Here is a 14,848-nt window from a genome sequence, read left to right on the forward strand (position 1 = left end):
ACTGTGGGAGCGAGCCTGCTCGCGAAGGGGCCTTCAAGGGCACCACCAAACTAATTCTTGCTCTCGATCTTCCCGCCCGCATCCGGATCGTAAAAGTCCGGAATCTCGTACTGGTATTTCTTCAGCCAGCGCTGCATCGCCAGTTCGCGTTCGGTGGCGGTGGCGCTTTGGGGTTTGGGGGAGGCGGCTTTGTTGCGGCTTTGCAGGACCAGCCAGCCTTCGGTTTCCTGCTGCTGCGCAGAAGCAGGGCCGGCGTCGATGGCTTGGGCGCTGAGGGGCAGGGTAAGCAGGGTCAGGTAGCACAGGCCTTTGCGGATGGTCATGGCTGTCTCCTATTCGAGCGTCGGCGGTAACGGGTCGATGAAGGCGGCGACGCGGTCGCCAGGTGTGGCTTTGGTGTTGGTCGGGGCTTTAAGTTTTTCTGCGCGTTGCTGCGCTTCGGTGAATTGCTCCGGGGTCAGTTTCGAGCGGCTGACGATTTCCGCGGCTTGGGGCCAGTCGTTCTGGTAGAGCAGCAGGGTGACCATGTTCAGCGTCGCCAACTGATTGTTCTGGCTCAGTTCGATGGCGGTGAGAAATTCGAATTTCGCTTCGTTGAGGCGCAGTTGGTTGAGGTAGACCACGCCGAGGTCATTGCGGATTTTCTCGTCAGTGGGTGCCAGGCGTGCGGCGCGTTGCAGGTGGGCCTGGGCCTGGCCGTTGTCGCCACGGGCGGCGTAGACCTGGCCCAGGCCATGTTCGGCTTGGGCGGTGAGGCAGCCGCCGAGCAGGCTGCGGTAGAGCGGCTCGGCTTCGCTGCGGCCGAGCAGGCGATAAACCTTGGCTTTGCGCAGGCGCACTTCGCTGAGGTTGTCCGGCAGGCTTTGCAGGTTGGCGAGGCTGGCGTGGAGCTTGCCGTCGCTGGCCAGATCATCGGCGAGGTTCAGCGACAGTTCCTGCTCCGAGGTCAGTTTGCTGCAGCTGGACGGCGACAGCAGCGAGGTCCACGGCGCCTGGCCATCCGTGGCGCAGCCGCTGAGCAGCAACAGACTTGCCATGACTATCAGTACTTTCATCAAACGCTCTCCATGAGCCAAGGTCAGTTTGCGAAGGCGCGGGCAATGGCGGTGAAGCCCGGGCCGGCCAGTACGATCAGCAGGGCAGGAAACAGAAACAGCATCATCACCACCGACATCTTCGCGGACATTTTCGAGATGTATTCCTGCAGCCGGGTCAGGCGTCGGTCATCGAGTAATTGCTTGAGCGCCAGCAGCGATTTCATCGCACCGCCGCCCTGGTGGATCAGTTGCTGGAGGATCACGCAGGTGTCGGTAAATTCGTCCACAGCGAGCATCACCGCGGTCTTGTTCAGCTCCTGACCCAGCTCCAGACCCGAGTCGACGCGGCTGAGGATCAGGCGCAGTTCGCTGGTCAGCTCCGGCAGCAGTTTCTGCGCTTCGACGCTGAGCACGCGCAGCGCTTGTTCCACGGCCATGCCGGATTCGAAGAGGATGCGCAGCAGCGGTATGAACGTGGAGATTTCCACGGCGATGGTTTTCTGTCGGCGGGCGGCGGCGTAGGCGAGCAGGCGTTTGGGCAAGAGATAGCCGCCGCCCGCAGCGAACATTGGCGCCATCCAGCGATGGCTGGTCTGCGGGAAAAACACTTCCTGCAAAAAGATCGCCAGCCCCAGAGCGAGCAGCGGCGTGCCGATCTGGCAGGCGGCGAAGAGCGCGCGCTCGTTGGCGCGGCGCCAGCCGAGGCGGCCGAGCAGGGTCTGGGTTTCGCTGTCGATGCTCACCGAGCCCCGGCCGAAACGGCTGTTGCCCAGCGCGCGCAGCCAGTGGCCGAAACGGTTCTCCCGGACCAATTGGCCGTGCAAGCGCTGATGCACCTGACGCACGCGGCGGCGCTCGGTGAGCAAGTGATTGCCCAGCAATAACAGCGAACCGAGGAGCAACAGCGACGCCGCGAGCCAGACCATCTCAAACGCTCCGCAACATGCGCCACAGCGCCAGACTGCCCAGCACCTGCAACACGGCGGCGCTGAGCAGCATGGTCTGGCCGCTTTCGTCGTGCCACATGCCGAGCATGTAGCCGGGGTTGGTCAGCATGAAGTAGCTCACCAGAATCAGCGGCAGCAAACCCAAAACCCAAGCGGTCATGCGCGTTTCCCCGGTAAGGGCGCGCAACTGCCGCGCGCCCTGGTCGCGCTCGCGGATCAGTTTGATCAGATTCTCCAGCAGCTCACTGGCATTGCCGCCGTAGCGGTGATTGACCTTCAGGCCGAGGGCGAACATGCGCAATTCGTCCTGCTCGTAGAGTTCGGCAAAGTCGCTGACGGCGTCAGGCAAGTTCACCCCCAGTTGCACGTTGCGCTGTACCCGGCCCATGGCCGCTTTCAAGGGATCTTCACTGGCCTCGATGCCGCCCAGCACCGCATCGCTCAGCGTGCGCCCGGACTTGAGGCTGCGCACGGTGTGGTCGAGCAGTTGCGGCAGTTGTTCGATCATGCGACGGATCCGTTGCCGGTAGCGAATGGCGATGTACAACCGCAACGCCACGGGCGGGACGAGCAACATGATCAGCAAACCAACCCAGCTCCCGAGCAGAAATCCCAGGCCCATGGCCGCCGCCCACAGGCTCAGCCACAGGCCGAAACGCTCGCTCGGCCGACCCAGTCCTGCACGCAGAAACATGCGCTCCAGCCCCACCCACCTGGCCTGCTCGACGGCCAGTTGCGGTTGCCCGGCGGCGAGTCGATTGAGGACTTTTTCCTTCGCGGTCTTGCGCAGCCCTTGCAGGAACAGATAGATCGACAGCCCCAGCAGCATCAGGCAAATGGCGATGAGAATGATCGGTCCCAGCATCTGCGTGCTCCTCGCCGTCAGCCCAGGTGAGCGTCGTGGCGCAGCTTGTCGCCGGCCGGGTTGACCGCTTCGCGGACAAAGCCAAAGCCTGTGCGACGGTCGAGGCGGAACAGGGTGTTGGTGACGTAGACGTCCTCGCGAATGCCGACCACTTCCACCACTTCACTGACGCAGCGCCGGCCATCGGGCATGCGTGTCAGTTGAATGATCACGTCGAGGGCGGCGCAGATCATCTGGCGCAAGGTGCGTTCGGCAATCGAGCGTCCGGTCAGGCCGACCAGAGTCTCCAGACGCAGCAACGCGTCCTGCGCATTGTTGGCATGCACGGTGCTCATCGAACCGTCGTGGCCGGTGTTCATTGCGGTGAGCACGTCGACCACTTCGACGCCACGGATCTCGCCGAGAATGATCCGGTCGGGACGCATGCGCAGGGCGTTGCGAATCAGGTCGCTGGCCTTGACCTCGCCATGCCCCTCAGCGTTGGGCGGACGGGTTTCCAGACGCACTACATGCGGATGGCCGAGTTGCAGTTCGGCGACGTCTTCGATGGTCACCAGCCGTTCGTGCGGGTTGATCAACTGGCTGAGGATGTTCAGCAGCGTGGTCTTGCCGGTGCCGGTGCCGCCGCTGATCAGGATGTTGCAGCGCTTGCCCACGGCGTTCTGCAGGAATTCGAAAATCGCCAGATCAATGGTCTGCATCGCCATCAGGTCGGTGCTCTTGAGCATGTCCTTGCGGAACTTGCGGATCGACAGGCACGGGCCGTCGAGGGCAATCGGCGGGATGATCGCGTTGACCCGGCTGCCGTCGGGCAGGCGCGCATCGACCATCGGCGAGGACTCATCAAGGCGGCGACCGAGCGGCGCAAGGATGCGTTGCATGACCCGCTCGACGTGATGCGCATCGATAAAACGCAGATCGCTTTGATGCAGTACGCCGTCGCGCTCGATGAACACCCGGTGCGGGCCGTTGACCAGAATCTCCGTCACCGACGGGTCGCGCAGCAGGACTTCCAGTGGGCCGAATCCGGTGAGTTCGTCGACGATTTCTTCGCCGAGGCGCTCCATTTCGTAGCGCGAGATCGCCAAGTGCAAACGCGCGATGTATTCGGCGACCTTGTCGGTGACGAACTGCGCCAGTTGCTGGCGCGAACCTTCCAGCAGGTTTTTCCCCGACTCCTCGATGGCGTCGATGATGTAGCGGTGCAGGACCAGTTTCAGGCCTTCGTGATCGCTGTTGCCGATCGCTCCGTGAGACGTTGCGCCAAAGAGTTTTTCTGCGCTCATGAGTGGCCTCGCAGACGGTCGAACCAGGTGACTTTCGGTTTGCTCAGGCCTTCGGAGCGTTTCGCCAAGCGCTCGCCGAGGGTGCGCAGGCTCTGGGTGAGTTTCTCCCGGGGCGCCAGTTCGAAGAGGCTGACGCCCTGGTTTTTCGCGTTCAGGCGCACGTCGGGACTGAACGCCAGCACGGCGATGACTTCCAGATTGAAGGTCTTGCCCAAGGTCTCGGCATCCGGCGCGACGTTGCTCAGGTAGCGATCGATCAGCAAGCGCCCGTGCTCGAGTTTCATGCCTTTTTCGCGCCACTGGTTAAGCACGGCGAGGTTGCGTCGGCAGTTGAGTACGTTCTGGTCGGTGTACCACAGCAGTTTGTCGCAATGGCTGACGAAGGTGCGCAATGCCTCACTGTCGGCCTGCCCGGTGAGGTTCACGACAATGTGCTGAAAGTGCTGGCGCAAGGCGCTGAGCAGCATGTACAGCTCGGCGGCGCTGGTGGTTTCCAGCGGCTCGTCAGTGTTGGCGTAGGCAAGAATGCGCAGGCCGTGGTCGGCGCTGGTGAAAGCGCTGTCGATCAGCGTAGCGTCGAGCCGGCGCAAATGACGCAGGGCATCGCCAAAGTGAAACGAACTCTCCAGCCCCAACAACGCCAGGCTGTCGCCACGGGGCAGGCCGAGATCGAGCAGCAAGGTTTGCTGGCCGCTCTTCTGCACCACCATGGCCATGTGATTGGCGAGCAAGGCACCGTCGGAGCTGCTCTGCACGCCGTACATCACGGTAAGCCCGCCCAGCTGCGTGTTGGGAGTGACGGCGGGCAGGCGTTTGCCCAGGCGCCGCACCAGCCCGGCGACTTCGCTTGAACGTGAGCCATAGGCGACGAAATCCCGTGCGCCGGCGCGCATCGCATTGAGTACGAGCTGATTGTCCATGCCGTCGCCGAGGGCGACGATTGCCAGCATCGGCTTGGCTTCCAGCGCACCTTCGATCAGCGCGCTCTGCGCCACGACATGCTCGCGATCGAGACCGACGAAGACCAGATTGGCGAACGTCACATCGACCAGTGCGAGCAGTTCGTCGAGGCTGCCGCCACCGGCGCTGACCACCTGGCCCAGGGGCGCGAGTGCGCTTTGCAGCCATTCCAGATCGGTGCTGTTGCGGGTGATGGCGAGGAAGGTCTGACTGAGGTTCTGGCTCATTGCGACAACCCGCTGCGCTTGTCGAAGTTACCGTTCTCGAGGAAGAACATGCGATAGAAATTCGGGTCGTAATTGCGCAGTTTTTCGCCCGGCAACGACGGCAGTCGCGCGTCCGCCGCCAATGGCTGGACCAGGTGCGGGGTGACGATCATCAGCAGTTCGCGCTCTTCGCGTTTGATTTGCGAACCCTTGAAAAACGCCCCGAGGATGGGAATGTCGCCCAGGCCTGGAAACTTGTTCACTTGCGAGCTGTTGGTGGTGCTGATCAAACCGCTGATGACGAAACTTTCGCCATCACCCAGCGACACGCTGGTGTCGGTGCGGCGGATGGTCAGCGCCGGAACGGTGGTGCCGGCGATGTTCACCGCGTTGGCGAAATCCAGTTCGCTGACCTCCGGGGCGACTTTCAAGGCGATGCGGTCGCGGCCGATGATGGTTGGCGTCAGGGTCAGGCGGATGCCGAATTCCTTGTACTCAATCGACACGCTGTCGCTGCCGGAACTGGGCACTGGAATCGGGATTTCTCCGCCGGCCAGGAAGCTCGCACTCTGCCCGTTCAACGCCACCAGACTTGGTCGCGCCAGCGTGTAGGCGAAGCCGCTGGTTTCCAGGGCGTTGATGATCGCCATGGTCTTGCCGCCGACCCAGGAGAAATTGAACAGCGAGTTATCCACCGGCAAGCGCGGCTGCGGCACGCCGTCAATCGGCGGCAGTGTGCCAGGCGAGCCGAACAGGAAATTGCCGCGGGTGCCGATCAGCGAGGCCGTGGCTTCCTTGAGCTTGGTGCGGCTGACTTCGACGAAACGGATGTCGGTCTGCACTTGCGACGGCAGGGTCGGATCGTCCGACGGCACGCTGCTGGTCAATGCCGTGGTCGCCGCACCCTGGACGAAGACCATGGCTTGCTGTGGCTGCGCCGAACACGCCGTCCAGACCATCAGGCTGGTCGCGCCGGGGCCGACGCCAGTCAGCAAAAAGGACGAACCGCCATTGGCATGCACGTCGGCAATTTTCGGGTCGCCGACCGCCAGCCGAGTGATTGCCACCGGTGACTGCATGTCCTGCTGGAAGCCTTCACCGATCTCGATCACCGAAGGCAGGCGCGGCAGTGCCGAGCAGTTGCCCGCCGCCGCGAGGGCGCTGTCCATCGTCAATCCCAACAACAGCAAGGCCCGGAGCGCCGGTTTCAATGTCGGTCTGAGTCGACTCTGCATGCACGTGAATCCTTGCGCAGTCATGGGGTTTGTTGGCTGATCTGGTTGCCGCGAATGATTTCCACCGCAGGCCTGGGCGCCGCGCCGGCACTGGCGGTGGCAGGTGCTTTTTGCGCGCTGCCCAGGGCGAGTTGAGTGAACTGGAAAAGCTGGCTATTGGCCCGATCCAGGTGCGCGGGCGATTGCGCTTCGCCGGCCCAATATTTGGCCAGCCGCTGTTCTTCGCTGCTGCGCACCGCGAGGCGCAACGTGCCGACTTGAGTGGCCAGCATCAGACGACTGAGCAGTTGTTCCGGCACCGCCAGCACCACGGTGCGTGCGGCGATGCGGCGTTGGTCCTGTTTGATTTTTTCTTCGGCGCTGAGGCTGGGCGATGCCGGTTGGCCGTCATTGGTCAGGCCGTACTGATCGCCGATTCCGAGCACGCGCAAGGCAGGAACGGCGATCTGCGCCGACTGCTGCAGGTTGCTCGCGTCCTCGCGCAGATACAGCAGCACATCAACGTAATCGCCCGGCAGCAATTGCCCGGCGCCACCGATCACTTCGTCAACGGCCACGGTCAGCGCGCGTTCGTCGCGGCGAATCATCCGCGCCAGCGCACCGCCGGCCTGGAAGCTTTCGTCATTGAGCCAGGTGCCAGTGCTGAGGTGGCGCCAAGGCGTGCGGCCGACAGCTTGTTCGATGCTGGTCAGGCTACCGGCCGGTGCGCTGCGCAGTTTTTCCACGGTTACATCGGCGGCGGTCAGCGGCGTGAACGGCGCTACATCGTGGAGCAGCACCACCACCGGTTGGCGGGTCTGGTCTTCGGCAATCGCGACAGTCTGTTCAATGCTGACCGCTGGGGCGACGGGCGCCTCGGCGACCGGGGCCGGCTGACGACTGAGCACCAGCCCCCAGTAACCGACAAAAACCGCGCCGAGCAACAGCAACGCGGCTAGGCCCATGGTGACGCGACTGTTCATGACGGCTCTCCCTTTCCTGCTGCACAACCGACTGCATTTGCTTGCGAAAGGCGGACTGAATCGGCAGCTATGAACATGCAACTATTTCGCTATTTCCAAGCTAGCTGATCCAAGCAAAAGCGCCATTAGTGACAGGCAAAATAACCGTACCAAAGTGTGAGTCTGGCCGGTTAACAGCGGGAAATGGCCGAGACACGTTGGGATTAATGCTTTGTGATTAATGCGTTCTTACAGTTGTTGGGCGGGGGTTTGTTGACAATGCTCAGGTGGCACGGTGGAACCTTGCCGCGGTGATGATGTCGGCGCCAGAGGCGCGAAGGAGTGGACCTATGTTTCGTATGACTTTTGATTATGTGATCGCCAAGGCTCGCGCGTTTGCCCGCAGTGAAGAGGGCGCTTCGGCGATCGAGTATGCGATTGTGGTGGCGATGGTGGCTGTGGTGGTTGTGGCGTTCGTCACTCCGCTTGGAGACAGGGTATTGGCGATCTTCAACAATATTCTGACCTCGCTCGATGGTACGGCTGTGACTCGGCCAACGCCCTGATCTTGTGAACACTGCACCTGGCTGATATCGCACTACACTGGATTTACCTTTCAGTATTCAGGTATTGCCTATGAACGCGTCTTCGTCGCCCCGCCAACAACTGCTTCTGGTTGATGATGAAGAAGACGCGTTGCTGGAGTTGGCGGAGTTGCTGGAGGGGGAGGGGTTTGTCTGTCATACCGCGACGTCGGTGAAGCTCGCGCTGCATCATCTGACCCGGCATCCGGATATTGCTTTGGTGATTACTGATCTGCGCATGCCGGAGGAGTCGGGCATGTCGCTGATCAGGCGGTTGCGTGAGCATACGTCGCGGGCGCATTTGCCGGTGATTGTGATGTCGGGGCATGCGGATATGGAGGATGTCAGCGATATGTTGCGGTTGCAGGTACTGGATCTGTTTCGCAAGCCGATTTATCACGTCAGGTTGTTGGAGACTCTCGATAATCTTTTTCCCAAGCCTAAGGTTCAGGGTGGGTGAACTCGGCGGCCTTTGGGCCGACCGTGTTGGTGGGGTTTTGGGTGAATATCCGTTGCTTCGGGTGCTGCGGCTGGCGGTTTCGCCTGACGGCGACTTACTTTTTTACAAGCGCCTAAAAAAGTAAGCAAAAAACGCTAGCTCCTGCGTTCGGCCCTCGCAGGCTCGGGTTCCTTCGCTCCGGGACTGATCCGGGCGCAGCGGCTCCGGTTTGCTTCGCTGCACCTACACTCGCTGTGTTCGACTTCGTCGAACGGTCGCTGCGCTCCCACGCCCGGATCAATCCCTCCACTCAGCCTTCCGACGTCGCCGGTGGATCAAGATCAAGAGCACTCGAGCTTGCGCTCATTGTTGAGTGGGGCGGCTTCGCCGCGGGCAGCTGCGCTGCTTTGCTTTTGCTTTTGCTTTTGTGGGAGCGAGCCTGCTCGCGAAGGCGGCCTGCCAGCCGACCCATTTCTTCCTGATGTACATCAATCCTGTGGGAGCTGGCTTGCCAGCGAAGGCGCCCTGCCAGCCGACCTGTTTCTCGCTGATGTACTCGATTCAAACTGTGGGAGCGAGCCTGCTCGCGAAGGCGCCCTGCCAGCCAACCAATTTCTTCCTGATGTACATCAATCCTGTGGGAGCTGGCTTGCCAGCGAAGGCGGTCTGCCTGCCGACCTGTTTCTCGCTGATGTACTCGATTCAAACTGTGGGAGCGAGCCTGCTCGCGAAGGCGGCCTGCCAGCCGACCAATTTCTTCCTGATGTACATCAATCCTGTGGGAGCGAGCCTGCTCGCGAAGGCGCCCTGCCAGCCACCAGTCTCTCACTGAACACCCACGATCAAAACTGTAGGAGTGAGCCTGCTCGCGATAGCGCCCTGGCAGCCAACCCATTCCTGCCTGATGTACATGAATTCTGTGGGAGCTGGCTTGCCAGCGAAGGCGGCCAGCCAGCCAAAAATGCTCTGCCTGACTCACCACCTGCGCAACCAACCTCTTGCTCTTGTCACTCCGGCACAAGCCTGTCCAGTACGCGGTTGACCGCCAGTTCGCCCAGCATGATCACCTGCTGTATTCCCAACAGGGAGCTGCGTTGCGGTCCATCGATAAATCCGGCGAGGTCGCTGGCCATGATGCTCGCCGAGGCCAGTGATTCGCAGGCATGGACCAACAAGGTTTCGTTGTCCGCAGCCGGGTCGACGATGAACAGGGTGCTGGGTTTGCGCGGTGCGGCAGGGTCTTTGATGAGGCGGGGGTTGAGGTAGTAATCGATGGCGCGGTCGGCGGCTTCCTTGAGTTTTTGCGCTTCGACGAGCGGGTCGGCGAAGGTTGGATCGGCAAGAGGAGGATCGGGCGTTATCTTTTTCACGGGCTCAGTCTCCTGATGGAGTAGGGCCGCAACCGGTTCGCGACTAAACGAAAGGGAGGCAGCTGCACGCAGGTTAGTCGACCGATGAGCCACGAAATCGGCGCGCCCGAAGGCGCCCTGCGCACAGCCACCATCAAGTGCAGGTATGCAATACCTGGCTGACAGGAACCTGTGCGTCGTGGACAAGCGGGCGACTAAACCCGACCACTGATGAGCAGTGGCAGGCAAACGATAGAACCCGCGCCCCAGGCGCACAAGCCGGCGGATTCTGGCGTAGCCGTAGGCAATGGCGCAAGGATTTGTAGCCTGTTGCGAGGTAGCGTGGCCTGTGTTTAAACGGCTGGTTTAAGCACTGCGATAAATCGGTTGAACAGCCGAACCATTTGGCGAGCCTGCTCGCGAAGGCGGTGCGTCAGTCAAAAAACCCTCACTGACACATCGCTCGACCATCACAACTGATAACTGAAACTGATGCTGTAACGCGGCTTGCGATTGAACGTATCCAGCGCTTCATCCGACATCGCCTTCGCCACTTCCAGCGCCACGTTGTAATACTTGGCATCACCAAAGCGCAGCCCGACGCCGGTCGATGACAGGTTGTTGGCCTGCACCGGCAGTTGGTTGAACCAGCTGCGCGAGCGGTCGACGACGACGTAGGGTTGCAGGATGCGCACCCAGTTGCCCTCGCGGTTGAAGCTGTAGTTGACCTCGTAAGCCACGCCCCAGCCCTTGTCGCCCGAGGCCTGGTCGTCGGGGTAGCCACGGCCGAAGTTCTGTCCGCCGAATACGGCGCGTTCGCTGTCGGGCAAGGTGTCGTCGCTCCAGTACAGCGCCGCCGAGAGCACGCCTTGCCAGTTGTCGAGAAACTTGTCGCTCTGCACGCCGGACAATCTGACGCGGAAGAAATCCAGGTCGATGTCGTCGTAGTTGGTGTGTGCGCCGAGGCTGTCGAAGCCTTGGTAGACGCCGGCACTGAGGATGCGCAGTTGGCGGGCGTCGGCCTTGCGCCAGTCGCCTTCGAAAGCCAGGGCGCGGACGTCGGTGCGCAGTTCGGTGCTGAAGGGAAAGTTGATGCCGTCGTAGCGCGTCTTGTCGTCGACCGCATACAGGCGTGAGCCGGCGGTCAGCAGTTCGTTGGCGGAGGCGATCAGGGGCGTGCTGAAGCCGATCGAGTAGCGATCGTTCTCGCGGTGGGTACTCAGGCGTCCGCCACCGCCGACCAGCACTTCGGTGTCCGGGTCGGCGCGGTAACGCGAGGCCGAGACGTTGAGTTGCGTGCCTTCGGTATCGAGGAACTGGCTGTAGTCGAGACGGTAGTAATGCTCTTTGTCGTCGCCCGGTGGGAACAGGCCGCTGAGGCTCAACTGCTCGCCCATCGACGTCTGCGAATTGCTGCTGACACCGAGCAACGCCTGCGGGCCGTTACGGTTGTCTTCTGTGGTGCTCAGGGTGCTGGTGAACGGTTTGCGACTGGCCTGGGCAACCAGGGTGGTCGCGCCATCGGTGGTGCCCGGTGGCGGCACTTGCGCTTGAATGGTTACGCCGGGAATGCGGCTCATCAGCGTGGTGTAGCGCTCGAAGGTCTTGCGCGTCAGCGGGCGTTCGGCCTGGATTTTCGCGGCGAGTTTATCGAGCAGGCCTTTGACCCGGCCGATGTCGCCCTGCATCTGGATATCGCGCACATAGCCCTCGACCAGCACCACGCGGGCCACGCCGTCATCGAAGTTCTGTTGCGGCAGGAACGCGTAGGACAACAGATAGCCGTCCTGCTGATAGCGACGGGTGATGTTGCGCGTGGCTTCGATCAGTTCGGCAAGGCTGGCCTGACGGCCGATCAGGGGCTTGTAGATTTCCGCGAGTTCGTTGAGCGGGTAGATCGTGCCGCCTTCGATCTGCACGGTCTTCAGGTTGACCTTGGTTTCCATCAGCAATGGCTGTGCGGCGGTCGCACCCGGGTCCGGCACTTGCAGCGGCGCCGCGCTCGGGCGATAGGCGTCGGCGGGCAGGTTGGGAACGGGCAGGTTGCGGATGGTTTCGTTGCTGTTGAGAAAGCTGGGCAAGGTGTCGGCGAGGGCAGCGGAACTGAGGCTCAGGCACAGCAGGGATGCCAGTACGCGCATGGGACACTCCATGGTCAGAACACAGCACAGGGCAGATTTTTCCGTAGAAAAAAGGCGGAAGACTCGTGGGAATCTTCCGCCCTCAACCAAGCGTAGGCGCTGTAGGTAAGGCCGTCGAATCGGCCAGGTGCAATTTAGCGTTTGTTGCCGCCCAGCGCGCCGGTCAGGCCGCCGAGTACCCCGCCCAGACCGCCAGTTGTGCCGCCAGTGGCAGTGCCGCTGTTGACCAGACCACCGACCGCTGCCACGGTGCCGCCGACGTTGGTAACCAGACCGCCGACAGCAGTGGTGACCGGATTATTGGTGGCGGCAATCGCTCCGCCGAGATTGCCGACTGCGGCGCCCACCTGATTTGTAAGACCAGCGACCGGAGTGCCGAGACCGGTAGCGGCGCCGACCTGTTGAGTGACAGTGGTGACCGCGCTGGTGACCGGATTGAGGCCCGCACCGACTGCGGCGCCGACGCTGGCCAGCGGCGAGGTGGATGCAGTGATCGGTGTGCCCGAACCACCGAGTACGGTGTTGATCGAAGCAATCGTGTTGCCCAGCCCGCCGGCGGTGACGCCGCCGGCACTGACCACGCCGCTGGTGCTGCCGGCATTCAGACCGCTGCCGACGTTGACCACCGCACCACCGACAGTTTGCAGCAGACCGGTGCCGCCCAGCCCGCCACCGATGCCGCCACTGCCCGAGCCAGTGCCATTGGACACCAGACCACCCGCTTTGCCGACCGCCGTGCCGGTGTTGCTCAGGGCGCCGCCGAGGGTGTTGGTCAGGGCATTGCCGCTGCCTGCGTCGGTGACTTTGCCGCCAAGGCTGTTCACCGTGCCGCCCACTTTCGAGATCACCCCTTTGAGCGGATCACCCAGACCGGTGGCATCGCCGAGTTTGTCGGTGGTGCTTTCGACCATGGCGATCACCGGTACCAGGCCGCTGCCGACCTTGTCGGTCAACTGGCTGGTCGGGCCGCTGGTCAGTGAGGTGTTGAGGGTGTCGCCAAGCATGGTGACTTTTTCACCGATGCCATCGACCAGCGGCGCCACGCGGGTGACTACACCGCCAACGACAGGAACGCTGCGGGTCGCTGTGTTGAGTTTGACGCTGAGGTCCGAGACGCCGTCGCCAACATCGGAAACCACGCCGCCAACCGAGGCGACGGTGGTGGTCAGGCCATTGGGGTCAGTGGCCAGTTTGCCGATGCCATCAGAGACGCCATCGCCCAAGGTGCTGACCACGTTGCCGGTGGTGTTGGCCACGCTTTGCACGATGCCGCCAGCGACCGGAACAGTGCTCAGCGAATCGCCGATCTGGCCGACGCCATCGCCGACACCGCTGACGGTTTTGCCGACATCCTGAACAAGTGTTGTGGTCACCAGCGAAGGAGTGGCCGGGTTGGTCGGAGTGGTGGGATCGGTCGGGTCTGTCGGATTGGTCGGATCGGTGCCACCGCCAGTGCCGCCAGTACCACCGGTTCCGCCGCCAGTGCCGCCAGTGCCGCCAGTGCCACCAGTGCCGGCAGTTTCGCCGCCGGTTCCGCCGCCCGCGCCACCGCTGCCATCGGTACCCGCCGTGCCGTCCGCCGTCGAGCTGCCCGAACTGCTGCGATGACCGCCACCGCCGCTGCTGCAGCCGACGAGGCCGACCGAAAGAATCAGTGCCAGCGCGATTGCCGATTTGGACCACATCACTTGAGTTTTCATGATTGAGATTCCTGCACCTGTCACAACGTTACGTTGCCTTCGATGGCTCGCCGATCTGTCGTCGGCGATGCCTCGTCCGTGGCTGTAATCTCAGTCGACGGCAGGTTTTTCACCATTCTCAAGTTGGTATTAACCCCTTTATATAGAGGGCTCGGCGCTATGCCGAAGGACTAATACCCAGGTAATAAACGGGCAAAAAAAAGCCTTGAAATTCAAGGCTCGGTTTTTTGCAAAGCGGCGGGCAGGGCGCGGAAAAACTTAAGTGATATATACACAATTAACGGGTTTTTCCGCCCCGCCAGATCAGGCGATCGGTTGCCACTGACCAACCATATGTTCCAGGTCGCCGGCACCGATCAGACGCAACTCACCGCTGGATCCCGCGGCACTGGCCAGCAATGTCACTTCACTGGGCAGGCGCACCGGTTTGCGAAAGTGCACGGTGATTTCCAGGTTGGCTTTGGGCAGGTGATCGGAGAGTGCCGCCAGTGTCCGCGCCTTGTTCCACAGTCCGTGGGCGATCGCGGTGGGAAAACCGAACAGCTTGGCGCTCGCCGCACTCAGGTGAATCGGGTTGTAGTCGCCGGAGACTTTCGCATACTGGCGGCCGATATCGGCCGGCGCAGTCCAGCGCGCCACTTCGAGCAAATCCTGCGACGGCTGCCAGTCCTGTGCCAGCGCCTCGCCCTCGAGTTTCACCCCGCGACAGAGCATCCGGCTTTCGGCTTCCCACAGCGGCCCGAGCTGATCGTCGAGGGTGGTCAACAGATCGAACGTCGCGCCCTTGGCATGCGGTTGCAGGTTGTGCACGCGCACGCTGACTTGCCCGCGACTGATCGCGCCCATTGGCCGCAGCACGCGGATGCGGTTGCTCAGGTGAATCAGCCCCAGCAGCGGGAACGGAAAATCCTTGGCCGTGAGCAATTGCATCTGCAAGGCGAAGGCGAGGATGTGTGGATAGGTCGGCGGCAGCAGGCCGTCATCGACGAAACCGCAGACCTTGCGATAGGCCGTCAGCCGTTTGCTGTCGATATCGACCCAGCAGCGCAGGCCGCTGTCGGGCAGTTGCGTACCGGTGATTTTGCGTCGCGTCGCTGCGCGCGAATAAAGCCCCGGCAGACTCGGTTCGCGATCCAGCGTGTGCCATTCGATGCTCAT

At 62.1% G+C, this 14,848-nt stretch carries 15 protein-coding genes; 3 read left to right on the forward strand and 12 right to left on the reverse strand.

The features are described from left to right. Positions 1–50: 50 nt before the first annotated feature. From FEE99_RS07680 to cpaB, 8 genes are read right to left on the reverse strand one after another with little or no spacing between them, the layout of a single operon-like run. Positions 51–323 (reverse strand): DUF3613 domain-containing protein, encoded by a 273-nt coding sequence (locus FEE99_RS07680; protein WP_041480652.1) that lies wholly within the window; start codon positions 321–323, stop codon positions 51–53. A gap of 9 nt (positions 324–332) precedes the next feature. Beyond that, positions 333–1,055 carry a tetratricopeptide repeat protein gene (locus tag FEE99_RS07685; protein ID WP_041480651.1) on the reverse strand — a complete coding sequence of 241 codons (723 nt, stop codon included), beginning with the start codon at positions 1,053–1,055 and terminating at the stop codon, positions 333–335. Positions 1,056–1,078: 23 nt separating this feature from the next. Next, on the reverse strand, positions 1,079–1,963 hold the full coding sequence (locus tag FEE99_RS07690; RefSeq protein WP_041480650.1) for a type II secretion system F family protein: 885 nt from the start codon (positions 1,961–1,963) through the stop codon (positions 1,079–1,081). 1 nt (position 1,964) lies between these two features. Next, the gene (locus tag FEE99_RS07695) at positions 1,965–2,849 is read right to left on the reverse strand and encodes a type II secretion system F family protein (protein ID WP_041480649.1); all 885 of its coding nucleotides are present in this window, start codon (positions 2,847–2,849) and stop codon (positions 1,965–1,967) included. Between the two features lie 17 nt (positions 2,850–2,866). Continuing rightward, positions 2,867–4,135 (reverse strand): CpaF family protein, encoded by a 1,269-nt coding sequence (locus tag FEE99_RS07700; protein WP_041480648.1) that lies wholly within the window; start codon positions 4,133–4,135, stop codon positions 2,867–2,869. Further along, on the reverse strand, positions 4,132–5,322 hold the full coding sequence (locus FEE99_RS07705; RefSeq protein WP_041480647.1) for a pilus assembly protein: 1,191 nt from the start codon (positions 5,320–5,322) through the stop codon (positions 4,132–4,134). Before FEE99_RS07705 ends, FEE99_RS07700 begins: the two co-directional genes overlap by 4 nt. Beyond that, positions 5,319–6,536, reverse strand: coding sequence for a type II and III secretion system protein family protein (locus FEE99_RS07710; RefSeq protein WP_041480646.1), 1,218 nt, complete (start codon positions 6,534–6,536; stop codon positions 5,319–5,321). Before FEE99_RS07710 ends, FEE99_RS07705 begins: the two co-directional genes overlap by 4 nt. A gap of 20 nt (positions 6,537–6,556) precedes the next feature. Then, complete coding sequence (cpaB, locus tag FEE99_RS07715; RefSeq protein ID WP_041480645.1) at positions 6,557–7,498, reverse strand: Flp pilus assembly protein CpaB; 942 nt, start codon at positions 7,496–7,498, stop codon at positions 6,557–6,559. Positions 7,499–7,827: 329 nt separating this feature from the next. Between cpaB and FEE99_RS07720 the strand changes: the two genes are divergently transcribed. The 3 genes from FEE99_RS07720 (at position 7,828) to FEE99_RS07730 (ending at position 9,332) form a co-directional block, all read left to right on the forward strand. Next, positions 7,828–8,043, forward strand: a complete 216-nt coding sequence (locus FEE99_RS07720) for a Flp family type IVb pilin (RefSeq protein WP_370593582.1) — start codon at positions 7,828–7,830, stop codon at positions 8,041–8,043. Between the two features lie 70 nt (positions 8,044–8,113). Continuing rightward, entirely contained in the window at positions 8,114–8,521 is a 408-nt protein-coding gene (locus FEE99_RS07725) for a response regulator (RefSeq protein WP_041480644.1), read from the forward strand. A gap of 352 nt (positions 8,522–8,873) precedes the next feature. Then, a complete protein-coding gene (locus FEE99_RS07730; protein WP_064361055.1) occupies positions 8,874–9,332 on the forward strand; it encodes a hypothetical protein in 459 nt (152 codons plus the stop codon). Positions 9,333–9,507: 175 nt separating this feature from the next. Here FEE99_RS07730 and FEE99_RS07735 read toward each other — a convergent pair whose 3' ends face one another. The 4 genes from FEE99_RS07735 to FEE99_RS07750 all read right to left on the reverse strand — a co-directional run bounded on the left by FEE99_RS07735 (position 9,508) and on the right by FEE99_RS07750 (position 14,848). Continuing rightward, positions 9,508–9,870 carry a DUF6124 family protein gene (locus FEE99_RS07735; protein WP_041479635.1) on the reverse strand — a complete coding sequence of 121 codons (363 nt, stop codon included), beginning with the start codon at positions 9,868–9,870 and terminating at the stop codon, positions 9,508–9,510. A gap of 449 nt (positions 9,871–10,319) precedes the next feature. Then, entirely contained in the window at positions 10,320–11,990 is a 1,671-nt protein-coding gene (locus tag FEE99_RS07740; RefSeq protein WP_041479636.1) for a ShlB/FhaC/HecB family hemolysin secretion/activation protein, read from the reverse strand. Between the two features lie 134 nt (positions 11,991–12,124). After that, positions 12,125–13,690 (reverse strand): collagen-like triple helix repeat-containing protein, encoded by a 1,566-nt coding sequence (locus tag FEE99_RS07745; RefSeq protein ID WP_041479637.1) that lies wholly within the window; start codon positions 13,688–13,690, stop codon positions 12,125–12,127. Positions 13,691–13,993: 303 nt separating this feature from the next. Continuing rightward, complete coding sequence (locus tag FEE99_RS07750; RefSeq protein ID WP_041479638.1) at positions 13,994–14,848, reverse strand: MaoC family dehydratase; 855 nt, start codon at positions 14,846–14,848, stop codon at positions 13,994–13,996.

Source organism: Pseudomonas sp. ef1, from assembly GCF_007293365.2.
GTDB lineage: Bacteria > Pseudomonadota > Gammaproteobacteria > Pseudomonadales > Pseudomonadaceae > Aquipseudomonas > Aquipseudomonas siliginis.

Bases quoted from the DNA above. Each gene is read 5' to 3' on its own strand.
- FEE99_RS07680 (WP_041480652.1), bottom strand. From the start codon at position 323: ATGACCATCCGCAAAGGCCTGTGCTACCTGACCCTGCTTACCCTGCCC.
- FEE99_RS07685 (WP_041480651.1), bottom strand. From the start codon at position 1,055: ATGAAAGTACTGATAGTCATGGCAAGTCTGTTGCTGCTCAGCGGCTGC.
- FEE99_RS07690 (WP_041480650.1), bottom strand. From the start codon at position 1,963: ATGGTCTGGCTCGCGGCGTCGCTGTTGCTCCTCGGTTCGCTGTTATTG.
- FEE99_RS07695 (WP_041480649.1), bottom strand. From the start codon at position 2,849: ATGCTGGGACCGATCATTCTCATCGCCATTTGCCTGATGCTGCTGGGG.
- FEE99_RS07700 (WP_041480648.1), bottom strand. From the start codon at position 4,135: ATGAGCGCAGAAAAACTCTTTGGCGCAACGTCTCACGGAGCGATCGGC.
- FEE99_RS07705 (WP_041480647.1), bottom strand. From the start codon at position 5,322: ATGAGCCAGAACCTCAGTCAGACCTTCCTCGCCATCACCCGCAACAGC.
- FEE99_RS07710 (WP_041480646.1), bottom strand. From the start codon at position 6,536: ATGCAGAGTCGACTCAGACCGACATTGAAACCGGCGCTCCGGGCCTTG.
- cpaB (WP_041480645.1), bottom strand. From the start codon at position 7,498: ATGAACAGTCGCGTCACCATGGGCCTAGCCGCGTTGCTGTTGCTCGGC.
- FEE99_RS07720 (WP_370593582.1), top strand. From the start codon at position 7,828: ATGTTTCGTATGACTTTTGATTATGTGATCGCCAAGGCTCGCGCGTTT.
- FEE99_RS07725 (WP_041480644.1), top strand. From the start codon at position 8,114: ATGAACGCGTCTTCGTCGCCCCGCCAACAACTGCTTCTGGTTGATGAT.
- FEE99_RS07740 (WP_041479636.1), bottom strand. From the start codon at position 11,990: ATGCGCGTACTGGCATCCCTGCTGTGCCTGAGCCTCAGTTCCGCTGCC.
- FEE99_RS07745 (WP_041479637.1), bottom strand. From the start codon at position 13,690: ATGAAAACTCAAGTGATGTGGTCCAAATCGGCAATCGCGCTGGCACTG.
- FEE99_RS07750 (WP_041479638.1), bottom strand. From the start codon at position 14,848: ATGAGCATCGAATGGCACACGCTGGATCGCGAACCGAGTCTGCCGGGG.